Annotated in this window: 15 protein-coding genes; 8 read left to right on the top strand and 7 right to left on the bottom strand. The window is 41.4% G+C overall.

Features of this window, described 5'->3' with window-relative positions; all coding sequences use genetic code 11:
- From JW841_14690 to JW841_14680, 3 genes are all read right to left on the bottom strand, one after another.
- Positions 1 to 1,180 (bottom strand): peptidoglycan DD-metalloendopeptidase family protein (locus JW841_14690; GenBank protein MBN1962185.1); only part of this gene is annotated, 1,180 nt, incomplete at its 3' end.
- Between the two features lie 598 nt (positions 1,181 to 1,778).
- A complete protein-coding gene (locus JW841_14685; protein MBN1962184.1) occupies positions 1,779 to 2,822 on the bottom strand; it encodes a Fic family protein in 1,044 nt (347 codons plus the stop codon).
- A gap of 187 nt (positions 2,823 to 3,009) precedes the next feature.
- The gene (locus JW841_14680; GenBank protein ID MBN1962183.1) at positions 3,010 to 3,813 is read right to left on the bottom strand and encodes a hypothetical protein; all 804 of its coding nucleotides are present in this window, start codon (positions 3,811 to 3,813) and stop codon (positions 3,010 to 3,012) included.
- A 353-nt stretch (positions 3,814 to 4,166) separates the two neighbouring features.
- Between JW841_14680 and JW841_14675 the strand changes: the two genes are divergently transcribed.
- Together JW841_14675 and JW841_14670 are read left to right on the top strand one after the other, a co-directional pair.
- Positions 4,167 to 4,811, top strand: coding sequence for a nucleotidyltransferase domain-containing protein (locus JW841_14675; GenBank protein MBN1962182.1), 645 nt, complete (start codon positions 4,167 to 4,169; stop codon positions 4,809 to 4,811).
- Positions 4,804 to 5,232, top strand: a complete 429-nt coding sequence (locus JW841_14670) for a HEPN domain-containing protein (protein ID MBN1962181.1) — start codon at positions 4,804 to 4,806, stop codon at positions 5,230 to 5,232. Before JW841_14675 ends, JW841_14670 begins: the two co-directional genes overlap by 8 nt.
- A gap of 23 nt (positions 5,233 to 5,255) precedes the next feature.
- Here JW841_14670 and dacB read toward each other — a convergent pair whose 3' ends face one another.
- Both dacB and JW841_14660 read right to left on the bottom strand, forming a co-directional pair.
- Entirely contained in the window at positions 5,256 to 7,106 is a 1,851-nt protein-coding gene (dacB, locus tag JW841_14665; GenBank protein ID MBN1962180.1) for a D-alanyl-D-alanine carboxypeptidase/D-alanyl-D-alanine-endopeptidase, read from the bottom strand.
- 183 nt (positions 7,107 to 7,289) lie between these two features.
- Positions 7,290 to 8,216: a DUF1460 domain-containing protein gene (locus JW841_14660; GenBank protein MBN1962179.1), complete on the bottom strand. Its 927-nt coding sequence runs from the start codon at positions 8,214 to 8,216 to the stop codon at positions 7,290 to 7,292.
- 124 nt (positions 8,217 to 8,340) lie between these two features.
- Here JW841_14660 and JW841_14655 point away from each other — a divergent pair, with 124 nt between their 5' ends.
- Positions 8,341 to 9,261: a hypothetical protein gene (locus tag JW841_14655; GenBank protein MBN1962178.1), complete on the top strand. Its 921-nt coding sequence runs from the start codon at positions 8,341 to 8,343 to the stop codon at positions 9,259 to 9,261.
- A gap of 78 nt (positions 9,262 to 9,339) precedes the next feature.
- Positions 9,340 to 9,516 (top strand): hypothetical protein, encoded by a 177-nt coding sequence (locus tag JW841_14650; protein ID MBN1962177.1) that lies wholly within the window; start codon positions 9,340 to 9,342, stop codon positions 9,514 to 9,516.
- A gap of 13 nt (positions 9,517 to 9,529) precedes the next feature.
- Here the strand turns inward: JW841_14650 and JW841_14645 are convergent, their stop codons facing one another.
- Entirely contained in the window at positions 9,530 to 9,913 is a 384-nt protein-coding gene (locus JW841_14645) for a hypothetical protein (protein MBN1962176.1), read from the bottom strand.
- 93 nt (positions 9,914 to 10,006) lie between these two features.
- Complete coding sequence (locus tag JW841_14640; protein MBN1962175.1) at positions 10,007 to 11,086, bottom strand: hypothetical protein; 1,080 nt, start codon at positions 11,084 to 11,086, stop codon at positions 10,007 to 10,009.
- A gap of 296 nt (positions 11,087 to 11,382) precedes the next feature.
- Between JW841_14640 and JW841_14635 the strand changes: the two genes are divergently transcribed.
- From JW841_14635 to JW841_14620, 4 genes are all read left to right on the top strand, one after another.
- Positions 11,383 to 13,299, top strand: a complete 1,917-nt coding sequence (locus JW841_14635) for a DEAD/DEAH box helicase (GenBank protein MBN1962174.1) — start codon at positions 11,383 to 11,385, stop codon at positions 13,297 to 13,299.
- A gap of 22 nt (positions 13,300 to 13,321) precedes the next feature.
- Complete coding sequence (locus tag JW841_14630; GenBank protein ID MBN1962173.1) at positions 13,322 to 14,002, top strand: hypothetical protein; 681 nt, start codon at positions 13,322 to 13,324, stop codon at positions 14,000 to 14,002.
- Entirely contained in the window at positions 14,002 to 15,441 is a 1,440-nt protein-coding gene (locus JW841_14625; GenBank protein MBN1962172.1) for a cysteine--tRNA ligase, read from the top strand. Before JW841_14630 ends, JW841_14625 begins: the two co-directional genes overlap by 1 nt.
- A 3-nt stretch (positions 15,442 to 15,444) precedes the next feature.
- On the top strand, positions 15,445 to 15,929 hold a 485-nt coding region (locus JW841_14620; protein MBN1962171.1), incomplete at its 3' end, for a hypothetical protein.

Below are 15,929 nucleotides of genomic sequence, written 5' to 3'. Positions count from 1 at the left end.
TTTGCATAACAATACAGCCCCAAGACAAATGCCGTGGCCCTTTAAGATCCCAATTATCAATCCAACCATGAAAACCAATACCGCCCCCTAATTTAGTATTACCTAAGGTTGCTTGGCGCTGTGACCAAGCCTGAGCTATTTTGGCTTGTTGCTCATTGGTTATTAGCCCATTTTCTACTCCCCACTTAGCATCATAAGTATTAGGATAATTGATTTTTATCCAATGGCCACCATAATAAGCACCATAATCCCCTGCAAAAAATCCACGATTTTTTAAAATAACAAAATACATCCCCATAGGAGTTTTATTATCACCGCGTTGGCGTTTGCGCCCTTGGCCTTGGCCGAAACTAATTGGATACTCTTTATTAAATTTACCATGTTGATATAACTGCATGCGGTAACAATCATGATCAACTAATAATAATGTCGCTTCATTTTGCGGTATAAAAAGTTGACGATGAGCTTTAATAAATTCGCTGGGTGGGGCATAGTGTTGCTCTACCCATTGCTGATTTTTTTTTGCTGCTGATGGCCAAAATGTCGGGGCTAAACTCAAATCCCAGCGCAGCTCTAAATGAAGGTGCGCATAATATTTTTTATCGGGATCTTGACCCACCGTACCAATTATTTGGCGGCGAGTTATTTTTTGACCAGGTTTGACTTTTATTTCGTTTACATGAGCATATACTGACTGTATTTTCTTTTTCTCGTGATTTTCATAAAACAAATGTTCAACCGTAATAACATTACCCCAAAGCGCCCCCATGTTAGCTGCGGCAATTACTCGACCAGCAGCAACCGCGTGGATTGGCTGACCTAGGTCAGTATTGCCACCACCTGAGCCATTAAAATCCTCGCCCGGATGAATACCTAATGAAGTAACTTCAGTATACTTGGTGGCAATATAGTAGCCTTTATAGGTTTTTTTAGTTTTTAGATCAGTATACTCACCTTCACCATTTGCATCACCCAACGAAAAATCAAAACCATCAGCTATGGGAATATCAGCATCTAAATAGGCAATAAAAGGATCTGGCAATAATTGACTTGCTATATTTTGGTTAGATGAATGATTTTGCGCAAAGACATTTTGTGAGTGCAGCGATAAAATGATACTAAAAAATGTGATTAAGGTAAGAAAAAATAAATTGAGAAAAAATTTAATTATTACTTTCATTTTACTTTCCACTTATTGTGATGATTAATTTTTTTGACCACGATTAGGGGGTGTCCCTAAAATACTAGACATACTATAACAATAAATGTGGTTATTTTATATGCTTATTTCAAAATTATTTAAATTCAATTTTAAATTATTTTTTCGTCTTATATTTTTAGCAAACTTATACTTGCTACCGATTAATGTGTTTGCCAGTGAATCACTATCAGCAAATAAAAAAATGACTCTGCTTGGTGTGAAGGTGTTACCGGCCCCGGTATTGGTGAACGCGTTTTATTGATACTCAAAAAACCAACGCGTTTGTCAAAAGAAAAAGGCGCTAAATATGATGATACTTGCTTAAGTCATTTTAACGTTGTTGCAGTTGAAGAAGATTGAACAGACTTAAGAGCAGCATTAAGTATGTGTATGCAATATACACATTCGTAATTGACACAACCGAGACATCATGGTGCTTTTTTGAAACAATTTGCTAATACGTTCAATTTCCTTTTTTGATGATGCAGCTCTTTGATTTTCAAGAAACGCATTTAAAGCTGAAATTGAAGCCCGCTATCCCGTCCAAGCAATAATGCAGTAGCTGATAATAATTCGATTATTGCACTTTTTTCCATCTTGCCCCTCGTCCTCTTCCAAGAGCTTGGATTTCTTGCGCTTTACTCTTGGTCTTTAAAATTTTACGAATGAGCTCCAGACTCAGACCAGGACAAGCTTCTGCTAATTCACGTAAGGTAAAAGTGCCAGGAAAATCATTGATAGCCGCTTCGATGAGTGCGGTTTTACTACCGCGCGCTGTACGCATTGATTCAGCACGTTGCATAAATTCATTATAAGCACGTCGTAAAATTCCCAGAAAATAATTTAAGAAGGGTAAGAGATTGTGTTTTCCTTCATGCCATTCATGTGAACTTTGGTAAAGACGTTCATAGTATTCGTCTTTACTTTCTTCAATCATACGCTCAAGGCTAATGTACCTGCCAACATCGTATCCCTGTTGATATAGTGCTAATAGTGTAAGTAAACGTGATACACGACCATTACCATCACGAAATGGATGGATGCATAAAAAGTCGAGCACTAATGCTGCTGTTGCTACTAAACCCAAAACTGAGTGAGCAAGCACGGTCTCTTGGTAAACAGTGCACAATTCGTTAATCGCTGCAGGTGTGTCTTTTGCGGCAAGGGCTTTAAAGCGAATGCGAGGCGCCTTACCAGGTCGAATTTCGATAATATCATTATCAATTCGTTTCCATTGACCAGCATCACCTGCACCAGTCTGACATAGAGAGTGTAGTTTTTTAATAAGCTTGGGAGTTATAGTAAGATGGCTATTGTCGCGATGAATCAAGCTTAATGCTTGGCGGTAGCCATGTATTTCTTCTTCAGATCTATTTTTTGGCTTTATATGTCCGAGTACAAGCGGCTGTAAACGATCGATTGCAACCGTAACGCCTTCGATTCGGTTGGATGATTCAGCGCTTTGAATAAGTGCATTCTGTACAAGAGCGGTAAGAACTTCTGACCTCTGTTTGGTATAAATTGTTTGCCTACCTTTCGATTCTGCAATCGAGGAAAGCATCCACACTGTACCGGATGGCAGTGAAAGATTTACAAGACGAGCATTCGTAAAAGAGTTCATAGTGTAAACCTCTTATTCATTTATTACAACATACCCTTTATTTTACCCTCTATCAATCACTATTACCCTTAATTACCCAACACCAGTTGGGGTCAAGGGTAATAAAAATAGGAGATTAAAATTATCTGGTATTTGTTTATATAGGCTACTGATACATATGACCTTCGAATCTGGACAGCTATGCCATTTAGCTATTTGGTCGTTTATCATCGCCAGATGACGTTAATGATTGCTTGCAATGAGCTTTTGCCTGGCGTCCACGGTAATAGCGAAGCAACTGCGTAAATGTAAGAAGTCCCAAAGAGCCTGAGGTAAATCCGGCTATAGTGCCTTTGACTTTCATAATGAAGCCGATAAGGCCGACTATAAGGCCGATAATGCATAGCCCAATCATAATTTGCAGGCTAAGAATGATCAGTTTTTCTCGATTCGCCACCCTCGCTGGCAATTTTACTGCACTTGACGGTGGCACCCCGTTTTGTTGTAGCCAATTGATAAGCATCTTTTGCAAGATATTAAAACTTGCACTTCTACCCTGTGGGCCCATTCTCCCCTTGCCCTCGATAAAAAATTCCCAGTCTTTGAGTAGCAATCGTAAACGTGGAATTGGTGGACCGCCTGGGCGGACAAACGGCATCTCTTCAAAGCCAATTATATCTTGCAAAGTCATTTTTTGTTCTCGTGGACGCACTAAACTGATACCACGTGGACGCAAGGTGTAATTTACTTCACCGTCACTAGTGAAACGCAACGTCTCTCGTGCTGCTAGCAACAACATAGGAAGAATGATGGACACTACAGTGCCACCAAGAATCACTACTAGTACAATAATGATGGTAGTATCACTGCGTTTAAGTTTATATGCAAGCATCATCCCAGTGGCGAAACAACTGATAAAGATAACCAGAAACCATAGAATATATTGCTTGAGTGATATAGTAGCGCGCTCGGTAATAATAGGTAAGGGGATACTAGGCTTCGTGTTAAGCATTTTATTATCTGTTGTTCAATAACGTTTGCAGATGTATCAATAAACGATAGAGCCACTTGCAAAAGTCCTTATGCTTTCCAATTATAGCAAATATAACGTTATCCCCGCGAAAGCGGGGATCCAAAATGTTTTGCAATATCAACCCCTTATAGATTCCTGCTTGCGCAGGAATGACGATAATAGGTGGTTGCTCGACTTTTACAAGTGGCTCGATAATTATAATTTACCCTCTAACAAATAGGTAAGGCATTCTTGCCCAGATATATTTACATGCGCCAATTTATACTTCTTAACATCATAAAAATTAGATGACAATTGCGTCGAATTAGTGATATCATAGTACTATGTACTCAATGAATCCTTCAGGGCGGTTTGTATTGCGTTTACCGACATCATTGCATGCTCAACTTCGTAAGCAGGCTTTAGAACGAGGTATTTCGCTAAATTCATTATGTGTTGAGCGATTAGCGATTAATGAAAGTCAAAACATGGTATCAGCTGATAATGTAGTATCAGATGTAGTATCATATACCGACTCACAGGCAACTTCATCATTAATTAAAGCTTGTATAAACTGTTTTGCTGAAAAGCTCGAAGGTGTAGTGCTATTCGGCTCGGTGGCACGAGGTGAAGCCACGGCTGCATCTGATGCAGATCTCCTCATTGTACTGTCCCAAGGCAGCCGCATTGAACGAAGCTTATATCATCTTTGGGAGAAGCTCGAAGCTGCTGCCATAAGCATTAAGGGTCACATGGTAAGTCCGCAATTCGTGGCTTTGCCCGCATCATCAAGTCAATTTGGCGGTTTATGGTATGAAGTAGCGTTAGATGGAATACTGCTTTGGGATTGTAAGGGTGCGGTAGCCAAGGCACTTGTTTTTTTACGTCACCAAATGCTCAATGGCATGATATCGCGGCACGAAACCCACGGGCATCCATATTGGATACGCAACCCAAAAGCGTCGCACGAACAAATGAGAGAGCAAGCTCATGCATAACCGCGGTCTAAGTATTGATTATATAACCCGCGCGCGTCATCGCTTATCCAGTCTCGAAGTATTATTAACGCTTGGCGACTTTGCTGATGTAGTGCGAGAAGCTCAAGAAGTAGTAGAATTGGCACTTAAAGCACTTCTGCGTCATAGTGGCATCGAAGTACCCCGTGTACATGACGTGAGTTCCATACTTATCGACAACGCTGCATTACTGCCTGCTGGTATCCAAAATAAAATTACGCAATTAACCAAAATCTCCCGGACATTACGCCGTGATCGTGAGCTTGCCTTTTATGGCAGCGAAGACTTAACCCCATCGGAATTTTATAAACAAGAAGACGCCGACGCTGCTAAAAACCAAGCTACCTGGGTAGTTACCGAGGTAGAAGCGGCTATGGTTGATGCCACCGCTTTGCGGCGCTGATAAAAAGGACACATTAATAAATTTTATCTGCGGCGTTTTTCTCGTTGTGGCTCTTTGGCAACCAAATCATCAACAAAACCTACTAACACTTTGCCAATATCTTCTTCGGCAGCGTGGCGTGCCCCAACATCGAGACTGCTTTTATTGGCGGTGGGATTAATCACTAAGCTAAAGGCAATCACTGGGTCACCGGTTACTTTGGTTATAATTCCGGTTAAGGCGCTTACGCCATTGAGTGTACCGGTTTTCGCCCGCAAGCGACCACGCGCATGTGATTGACGATGAGCCAAAGTGCCAGGTTTACCTGCCACTGGTAACACCGCAAGCAAACCACTATTAGCAGGTTGCACTAGATGTGCTGCAGAAAGCAAATCAACTAAACCTTGTGCGGTAAATCTTCCTTCGCGAGTTAATCCTGAGCCATTATCAACAACTAAAGCATTAGGGGTAACCCCTATGGTTTGCCAGTATTGCTCAAGAATATTTTTACCTTCTTCAAATGAACCAATACCTACAAAACGCCAAGCTATAGTGCGCAATATCATCTCAGTGGCAAAGTTGTTTGAGAAAGCTAAGGTATCTTTAGCAATATCTATAAGCGGCAATGAATTCCAAGTTTGCAACAAATGACCACCACTAGGCGCTCTCCCCCGCACTACCGGCAGTATGGCTTGCCCTGAAGCTTTCGCAATCGCATCACCAAATGCTTGCCCGGTAAACATGCCAGGGTCATACACCCGACGTTTTTCATACAAAGGTTTATCATTAGCACGCATTTCACCACGAACTTCGACTGCAGTTTGGTCCCCTCGTGGCCGCGTTCGCACCCAAACGGTATTTTCTCCTTCATGACTGGCAATGATACGCACCTGGGAATCAATAAGAATATGATGATTATATGGCGATACTTGTACACGAGCTAACCCGCCAGTTGAACTAGGCGTTACTGAAATATGCACCACATTATCAGCGAATGATAAGGCGCCACTGGGGGCAGCATAAGCATAACCGACATCGTCTAAAGTCATGCCGGGGGTAAAACGCTCATTAGAAAATGCGGTCTCATCAATAACCAAATGCACAATGCCACTTAGGTCATTCTCGTTAGTTAAGGTTTGTGCATATTCATTGATGCGCTCAGGGGTTAAGGTCGGATCGCCTCCACCAATTATAAACAATGTATCTGCGGTACGCATCACTTTAGTTTCAAAATGAGATTCAGGCCCCAGCAAATCAAGGGCCGCACTAATCGTCAGCATTTTTTGATTGCTGGCCGGATTGCGTTGTTCTAAGCCGTTGTGATCATAAAGCACCCGCTGTGAACGCAAATGTCGTACATGCAGTGAAACTGCTGAGCGGCGCTCAACTCGTTTAATTATGGGATCTAACCTTGCCGCTAATCGACGCGATTCAAGCTCCATGGCTCGCTGTGACCACTCATCACTCTTGGCTAACCAAGCCTCGTGCATGCGTTTCACCCGTTTTGAGAGTGATAATAAACGCAGCTCAAGAATTTTTGATTTTGGCGGGCCAACTACATTGGGAATTTGACTAAAATAATCAACTGGCCCTTTAGTAACTTGAGGTTTATTGATTGCTGCTGCATTGCTATCTGCAAATTTATCTAATTTAGTATCGCTAATGTTGTTTATTATTTGTGGTGATTTTTGATCACCCCATGGTGATTTTGCCGGTGTGGCAGGTGAAGCATTTTTAGCATCACTGTTATTTTGGCTATTGTTGGCGATAGGGGTTTCACCAAACAACTTTGCCTTAGCTGTCACATCTGTTTGTTGATTTAGTGCTGATTGTTCTAATGATGGCAGTACTGGCGCTGGTTTAGTATCATCTTCACAAGCTAGAGCAGTAATCATAAGTATACTGCAAAAAATATAAGATAGATTCTTTATATTTTGCAAACCATTCTTCATAAGTAATAACACCAACAAAATAATGATTGCTCGCTTGTTAATCAACAATTTGGTTAGTGAATTAATTCTAACGGTTATGCAAAATATTGCATATTTAATAGTTCGGCAAGCTTGCAACAAACTGCGCTACTTTGGCGCCAAAGGTCGCGCTACAATAATACCTCTGCGATCACTGCGACGCTTAATATATGTTGCGACATCGCTATGCTCTAATAAAACACGGTGATTGTATCGCGATGCGTGTAAAACATGTGGTTTGTTCTTGGCATCGCGATAAACCATTACTGCGTGTCTAACTAACAAGCTTGGCTTTGCACCAACGACAGCAAGAATATCACCGGTTTGAAGATTCTGTTGCGCTTGGGCTACCTTTTCTCGATCAATAACCCATGCTGGTTTAGCGCGTAATTTTGCTTCGATATCGAGCATTTGTTGAAAAACTGTAGGATCTTGCAAAGGCGGGTATCTTTTTTTGTGGGTGGTAACATAATTGGCTTGGTGATTTTTTTTTGCCGCACCAAACTGACGCGATAAATCACTTAATATACCACGCTCGGCATTATCGCTTATCCACTCATCAAAATAATGCAATTTTGAAGCAAAACCCGTAAGTTGGCCGCCACGATAACGCACCTTAGTTAATTCTTTAATAAAACATGGCTCATCTGCAGTGTTACGCCAAATACAACGCGCCACCGCTAAACTACTCTCAATCAATGAAACACAATTAAAGGTATCAAGGTTTACCCTTAAGGTTTCAAGCCCGGCAAATTCGGGCGGATTAAAATAGGATTTGCCTTTTTGCAATAACGCCGCTCGCGCCATTAGGTCACCAAAGCTTTCATCTGCTTGCCGTAACCCTAGCTGCTGGTACCAATTAGCTAACAATTTCGCCTGTTTGTCGCTTAAGGCTTCGGGTATCGCAACTTCATTTAGTGATGATGCTTTGCTAGCCGTTATCGGTGATGTTATCAGCAAAACGCTAATCAAGCATAAAGCTGTAACACTGATAATTGCGTAAATTCTCTTTATAAATTCACAACAACTTCGCATGGCAAACTGTACTGGCACATTTTTGCTGCTTTAGCCAATCTTATCTTATACATCCCATTGTCAAAAATCACTTAAACGTGTAAGTTTTAAGAGTCGCATTAATATTATTGGAGGATAATTGATAATGGTAGCCATAGCCGGAAAATGCCCCGCACAGCTTGCTCTTGAATGCAAACTTTCAATAATTGACGGCAAACTGCAATTCGTCGATGAAGCTGAGGGCGCATCCGCAATAGTCGATAAACAAGAAACACTCATTCTTGATTGGTTAGATAAAAATAATTTTTCGATTGTCGCTACATTTGGGGCTGGCCTAAATCTGAATGATATTAAAATAGATTTATCTGCACAAACAGCAATAAATACCGAAAAATGTGAAGATTGTAATGATAGAATATTTAATTTAGCGCAAAAATTGCTGAAGCAGAATCGCCCAGACTTGGCTTTTCAATATACAAATCAGGTGATTAATTCTAAAATTCAACAGAATATATTACCGGCTGATGGTGATGAATTTAAGATCTATGTACAAATACTATATTCATTAAAAACAATGAATAATTCATTTTCGGACGCTGCTAATCCTCGTCAAACAGTATCTTTAGCACAGCAAATATATGAATCATTACATCAACTATCAAATAAAAACTCAAATATTTACGCAACTATTTTCTATCTTAAATTAAAGGAAGTTTTTAATTATGACGACTTAAGAACTCCATTGAATATTTTAACAAATGGGGCTTATGTTTCTTTGACTGGAATAACAGAAATATTTTATCATTTATCAGAAGCTAGTTCTGATACTAGATCTAATTTAAAATATGACCTGACTCCAAATAGTCCCCAACATCAACTTGAAGAATTTCAAAAATTGGCAAATAAAGTTATTGAATTTTATACTCACATAGTTAATACCGATAATGGTAGCGATGTTTTCTATGTTGATGCATTATGGAAGTCAAAGAATGATTATTTGATTGAAGCTGCTGATTTTCAAGATGCGATAAATAAACTATATCAAAAACTAAAATTAAAAATATAATACAATAAACTTATGCGCCTCCTATTTACGCTATTTGCTTTTGCTTTATTTAGTTGTGGCCCACTCGACACTGCAAAAATGAATAAAAAATGTCGTGATTTTTATAACTCGTGTTTAAATGGTTGCCCACAACTTAAAACAATAGACGAAAGTTCTTATAGCAAGTCATACAATACTGATAATAATCCGCAAGGTGATACCGAAACTCCGGCATGCATTCATCGCTGCAATCAGCGCATAAAAAATTGTAAGTAATTATATAAAAAGCTCAAAAAGTTGGTCGTGAGCGCACCAAACCATAACGACCCGCTCCCGGAGCCTTAAAGCTACAGTAGCGCCCACGGTTGGTGGTCCACATGCGCGGAAAAGCAACCATTGCTGAGGCGGGCTGCGGCGATTCTATTGGACGCCGTGACATCCACGAGCGCACAACTAGCATATCTGGAGAATGAAAGACGGCAAGCTGGCGCTCACGCGTAGCTTTATTAAGCTCGACAATGTTGCGACCAGAGAGCACTTCACGCACTTCATCGGCATGCTCTTTAGTTTCTTCAACCTTAAGTTGCGCCCCTAATTTGGGAAATGACCCTAACCAACCGCGAGCTTGCGGTGGGGGGGGGCGTGGTCTGCCATGGTTTTGTTGATCAGACATATTTTCCCGTATAGCACTAGCAATCAAGCCGTCCGTACCGCGTTGGTAGACACAAACGGGCAACGTAAAGTTCTAGCTTATAAGCCTACACTCTCATGCCAATTTAAACAAGGCCAGCACAATCTCAACCACAATAAGCACTACGATAGCAAATTCAACGCGATAATTTTTACTATTGTGAAGTTGGTCAACCAAAAATTCATTTATGTGCCGTAACACTTCCATTTTATTACGCAATAAATGAGACCAACGCTCAATTTCAAACTCTGCCATAGCGGCACGATGCACTCGTGCCAACCAACTGTCGCCTAAAGTTGTGAGTGAATTTTCAATACGATCGATCATTTCAGTAACATCAACAAATAGCCGCATACTTTCGCGAGATAAACGACTATACTTGCCGGTGAGAAACCAAGTGCGCATATTGCCAAGTTCGTCATAAAGATGGGTAAGTCGGCGCCCCATAATATCCTCATAGACGCGCAACTCCAGCAATTGAATTGAGGCTAATTCTAAAAGATCTACCAAATCAGGTGAACCCAAAGGATTGTAGACTAAAGCGCTATTCCAATCGACAACCACCAATTCATCGGGACTATAGCTAATATAAGAATGAGATTGCTGCATACGTTCACGCTGTGAAATCTTACCAACTTCGCTTAGCAGCAAACGAGCAATATCAAGATCATTAGGTAAACTATCGGCGTCAGTTTTGGGATCGGTGGCTTGAATAACAAATATTAAATATTCTTCTGATAAATGCGAAACATTTTTTATCGTGAGCGCAGAACGAATAGCCGCAACAATTTCATCAGTAATAGCTTTGCCAGGTTCAATAAATACATCAGGTTCACTTTGCAACTGCGCCGCAAAAGTAATTAGTTCTTCGACCTCCATTGGCACTGGTAAATCTATGGTAAAAGTGACAGCAATAGCCCCAACATCGTATAGTCGAACCAAAACTTCAGTTGACTGTTCAGGAATCAATGGTGAGGGCCTAGTCCCCAAAGCCATCTCAAGTGGTGGATTTGGTTGACTTATTTTTCTTGCACTACGAATAAAACGTGGCCGCTGGGAGAGGGTTTGGACAAGCTTAGCAGCGCGTTTAAGATCTATCTCATAAGCTACATCAAAAAACCTCTGCGCCAATACCTGTCCACGCGTGATCTGCATATATATAGGTTGGCATAAAACCTTAAGGGATGTTAGTTATTTTGCGTTTTTAAATTGACCTCTGTCTTTTACTAGGCCATAGATAGGACAAGTGTTTGCCTCCCGGACTTAACCGTTGATTTTCGGTAGATGGCCCTTGAGAGTTTTTTACTCTGGATAATAATTAATCCTATAGGGCTTTGGTGAGGCATCCTTTTTTAGAGTTTAGGGAGAAATTTTGTAAAGGCTGCGTATCAGTGCGGTATTTGGGCCGTACGAAAAAGTCGCGCCATAAATAACTTCGAGTAAAGCGTAAAATGGCTGATTCATCCGCAGTAGAGATCCAGGCAGGATCAAACTCACATTCTTTTAACTCATTTGAATCGTTTCCTATCAATGACGATCTCAAAGCTGGTATTGCTGCACTTGGCTACACTGAGCCAACTTCTGTGCAAGCTAAAGTCATTGAACCTGCAGTCGCAGGTAAAAATTTGTTTGTTAAAGCTCATTCAGGTTCTGGCAAAATCAGCGCCTTTGGCATACCGATAATTGAGCGGGTATCACAAAATCTCGGTCTACAATGTGAACCTCGCGCTCTAATTCTTACTTCAACACGCGAATTGGCATATCAAGTTGCGCAAGAGTTACGTGGTCTTGCTGCTAAAAAACCTTTACGCATTTATGCTATTTATGGCGGAATGCCGATGGGACGACAAATCGTCTCTCTGCGAAGTGGTGTTGATATTGTTGTTGGTACCCCCGGGCGTATACTTGACCATATCCGTCGTAAAAACCTGCTGCTTTCCGGCTTGCAAACAGTAGTACTTAATGACGCTGATGAAATGCTATCAATGGGCTTTTGGGAAGACGTCGCTCAAATTGTTGACTTATGCCCAACAGAGCGACAAACCATGTTTTTTTCATCCTCTGTTCCCTACGAAATTGCACAGGCCTCCACAAAATACCTAAGTGATCCAGTACTCGTCGAGATAGAAAACCATCAATTAAAAATTAATAATATAGATAATATATTCTTTAAGGTTACTAGCGAGCTACCAAAGCCCAAACAATTATTATATGTGCTTGAGGCAATACGCCCACAAAGCGCTATTATTTACTGTAATACTATCAGCGAAACCGATCTCATCGCCAAATTTCTAACGCAATCAGGTTTTGTTGCACAACCGCTTGCCAGTAGTATGCGACAACGTGATCGTGATCGTCTTATCGAACGTATAAAAGCAGCCGAGTTACGTTTTATGGTAGCAACTGACGTTGCTACTCGCGGCATTGATATAAATAGCCTAACCCATATCATCAACTATTCTTTGCCCGAATTTAACGATGTCTACCTGCATCGGGCTGGCCGCATAGAAGGTGAAAGTAAACTCGCTGCAGCCATCAGCCTTTTAGATGAAGCAAGTGAAACTTTAATTTCGCAGCTCGAACAAAAATTCAATATTAAGTTTAATGAACGGAATCTGCCATCTGAAGAAGAAGCGAGCCGTTTAAGGAGCGAACGCATTATGAAAGAATTAACTGAAAAAGCTTCGGTGGCTGAAGTTGGCGCACATTTACCAGTTGCCCAAGAAATTTTAGCAAGCCCCGATCAAGCCCCTCAAGTAATCGCCTACTTATTACAATCATATTACGCCGCAGCGGCTGCCGAAACTGAACGTCAAACCATACCAACTAACGGTTACCGCAATTCCCGCAGCCAAAGCCGTTACGACCACAATGGTATGGGGCATCTTGATGATGACAGTCGTCGTCGAGGGCGTCGGGGGCGTCGGGGGCGTCGTCGCAATGAGCACGGCTACGATTCTAGCTATAGTGATCACGACGGCTATGACACCATCGACGCCAATGAAGCACTGGCTGGTGATTTTGCCGCAGTTGCTCCTATCGATAATGCTATGCCACCTGCAGTAGATGGAGAAGCTGTATTAAATGACCAAAATGGCAGCGCTGAAGAGGCTGGTGATGCAATTAATGATGGTTTCACCCGCATTCGCGTTAACATTGGTTTTGATGATGGTTTTAAAGGCCGTGGTTCGGTAGCTAAACGAATTGCGGCACTCGCTGGTCTTACTGATGGCACTGTGTTTGAGGTTGAATCACGACGTCAATACTCTATCCTAAAAGCTTCACCACAAATCGCTGAATTATTAATCGATCGTGTTGACGGCGCTCCTATTGGTAAAAAAATTCTTTTAGTAGAATTAGCACAATAAATTCAGTTTTTTGAGGAACTACATGGTCCGCCGCCGTACGCGGGGAGAAGCTCAGATCGAGGCCTTGCTTGAACATCTCGATCCCAACTCTGAGCGTTATCGTATTTTAAGCGCCACGCGTGATTTTAAAGCGTCATGGGTAGCGCTCGGAGAAGTGCTTACTGTCACCCGCGAAACTGCTAGTTATAAAGAATGGGGTTATAAAACTTTTGAGGCATACTGCCGTAGTGAACTCAAAATAAAGGCTGATACGGCAAATAAATTAACACGCTCGTTTGCCTTTTTGCGTGACCATAACCCCACTTCGCTTGAAAACCTTGAAGTTAAAGAGCTACCTCCGTTAGATGTAATTGATCTTTTATCACGTGCTCGTGAACGTGCAAACCTGTCGCACGCGCAATTTTCTCAAATTGAGGGTAGCGTATTTGATAATGAATCACCGCCAAGCAAAACTGAAGTACTAAAACGTTATCGCGAACTTGACCCTCAAGCTTTTAAACCTGCGGCAAAACCTAATCGTAGCGCTGGTGATAACGATTTACGTAAAGCTTTATTACTTGCTGAGCGTTTGCAAGCGGTAATTGAGCCCCATAATGAGATATCCTCTAAAACTCATGCCGCTCTTAATGTAGTGGTTAAAGAGTTACGTTCACTCTTTAATGAGACAACCCGTACACAACCAGCAGCGATGATGGAGCAATAATGGCCATATATATTTACAACACTATGAGTGGTCAAAAAGAACCACTAATCCCGCTAACTAATGGACATGTTAATATATACGTGTGCGGCCCGACGGTTTATGACATGAGCCACATTGGTCATGCGCGCGCTTATATCGCTTTTGATGTAGTTGTGCGCTATTTACGTCGCTCTTATAAAGTTACTTATGTACGCAATTACACTGATATTGACGATAAAATAATTAAACGTGCAGCAGAAACTAATTCTAGCGCCGCAAAGATAGCTGAGCGTTTTATCAATGAATATAAAAAAGATATGCAGGTGCTAAGTGTACTGCCGGCAGATCATGAACCACAAGTTACCCAATATATCTCAGAAATCATCGAGTTAATTAGCACGCTTGCAAGCAAGGGTTTCGCATATAATACCGAGGGTGATGTTTATTATGCTGTAACTAAGTTTGATAAATATGGTGCCTTGAGCAAACGCAATCTTGAGGATATAAAAACCGGTGCCCGCGTTGAGTTGAATGAAAAAAAACAAAATCCTCTAGACTTTGCGCTTTGGAAGGCGGCAAAACCGGGTGAACCTGCTTGGGATTCACCTTGGGGCAAAGGTAGACCTGGCTGGCATATTGAATGCTCAGCGATGAGTCAAAAACTCCTCGGCGAAACTTTTGATATTCATGGTGGCGGTAAAGATTTAATTTTTCCGCATCATGAAAATGAAATTGCGCAAAGCCAAGCAGCTACTGATAAACCGATAGCTAACCTGTGGATGCACAATGGCTTTGTTAATATTGACAACGAAAAGATGTCTAAATCATTAGGCAACTTCTTTACTATTCGCGAAGTGCTTGAAAAATTCGATCCGCAGGCGTTGCGCTATTTCTTGCTCACCACCCACTACCGCTCACCTATTAGTTTTTCTGATGCTGCTTTAAAAGAAGCCGAAGCGCGAGTGCGCTATATATATCAAACCTTAGCGCGTCTTGAGCAAGCTGTTCAAATTAATGACCCAACACCACCATATCGTGAAGCTTGGGTCGGCAATATAATTGAACGATTTGTCGCTGCCATGGATGATGATTTTAATACTGCCAAAGCCTTTGGTGACCTTTCAGATGTATTTAAACTTATTAATGATACACTTGATCGTCCGCAAGATAACAAAGTTGATCAACGAACTTTAAGCGCTATACAAAAAGCACTAAAAGAAATTGCCGCAATCTTAGGGGTTTTTGATGAAGACCCCCAAGTTGTTTTAAAGCGACTTGAAGCACGTCGAATAAACGAACTGCAAGTTGACGCCACTACTATTGAAAATCTAATTAGTGAACGTACTGCTGCAAGAAAAAATAAAGATTTTGCTCGCGCTGATGCCATTCGCCAAGAATTAGCCGTAATGGGGGTAACTATTAAAGACCATCCTGGCGGCACTTCTTGGGAGGTGAGCTAATTCATGCTCGTTGCTAATTACCTGCATCCTTTGCGAATTTTTTTCTTTGTGAGGCTTTTTCTATTTTCATTTATTTTCTTGCTTATCTCCCCTCGCTCAGCCTTTGCCGATATTGATGAAACATTAGTCGGACTCGAAGCTGTTGCTGAATATAGCACTGCTACGCAGTTTGGTACTGATGCGACATTACATCTTGGACTTAATGATGTTGCGTCGCTGCACGGATGGTTGGGTGGACGATATCTTGATAATAAACAATTCGATAAAAATCTTGACGCAGGTATTGGCCTGACCTTCGCTTTTGATGTTTTAGCTTGGGTACCAGAGCTAACTTTCGGGGTAGGTTTACGTACTTCTTTTGAACATAGCAAAGCCGATGTTCGCGCAGCTTTAATTTTGCGACGTTATCTTTCTGTTGACTGGTCGTTAACTATGGGCGGTGGCGGTGGTTGGCTTAGCAGCAATAATTTTTATAGTTTCGCTAAATT

This window comes from Deltaproteobacteria bacterium (genome assembly GCA_016931625.1).
Lineage (GTDB): Bacteria > Myxococcota > XYA12-FULL-58-9 > XYA12-FULL-58-9 > JAFGEK01 > JAFGEK01.
This window is presented reverse-complemented; position numbering and strand designations above follow the sequence as displayed.

Bases quoted from the DNA above. Each gene is read 5' to 3' on its own strand.
- JW841_14675 (MBN1962182.1), top strand. From the start codon at position 4,167: ATGAATCCTTCAGGGCGGTTTGTATTGCGTTTACCGACATCATTGCAT.
- JW841_14680 (MBN1962183.1), bottom strand. From the start codon at position 3,813: ATGCTTAACACGAAGCCTAGTATCCCCTTACCTATTATTACCGAGCGC.
- JW841_14655 (MBN1962178.1), top strand. From the start codon at position 8,341: ATGGTAGCCATAGCCGGAAAATGCCCCGCACAGCTTGCTCTTGAATGC.
- dacB (MBN1962180.1), bottom strand. From the start codon at position 7,106: ATGATTACTGCTCTAGCTTGTGAAGATGATACTAAACCAGCGCCAGTA.
- JW841_14625 (MBN1962172.1), top strand. From the start codon at position 14,002: ATGGCCATATATATTTACAACACTATGAGTGGTCAAAAAGAACCACTA.
- JW841_14630 (MBN1962173.1), top strand. From the start codon at position 13,322: ATGGTCCGCCGCCGTACGCGGGGAGAAGCTCAGATCGAGGCCTTGCTT.
- JW841_14645 (MBN1962176.1), bottom strand. From the start codon at position 9,913: ATGTCTGATCAACAAAACCATGGCAGACCACGCCCCCCCCCACCGCAA.
- JW841_14660 (MBN1962179.1), bottom strand. From the start codon at position 8,216: ATGCGAAGTTGTTGTGAATTTATAAAGAGAATTTACGCAATTATCAGT.
- JW841_14670 (MBN1962181.1), top strand. From the start codon at position 4,804: ATGCATAACCGCGGTCTAAGTATTGATTATATAACCCGCGCGCGTCAT.
- JW841_14685 (MBN1962184.1), bottom strand. From the start codon at position 2,822: ATGAACTCTTTTACGAATGCTCGTCTTGTAAATCTTTCACTGCCATCC.
- JW841_14650 (MBN1962177.1), top strand. From the start codon at position 9,340: ATGAATAAAAAATGTCGTGATTTTTATAACTCGTGTTTAAATGGTTGC.
- JW841_14635 (MBN1962174.1), top strand. From the start codon at position 11,383: ATGGCTGATTCATCCGCAGTAGAGATCCAGGCAGGATCAAACTCACAT.
- JW841_14640 (MBN1962175.1), bottom strand. From the start codon at position 11,086: ATGCAGATCACGCGTGGACAGGTATTGGCGCAGAGGTTTTTTGATGTA.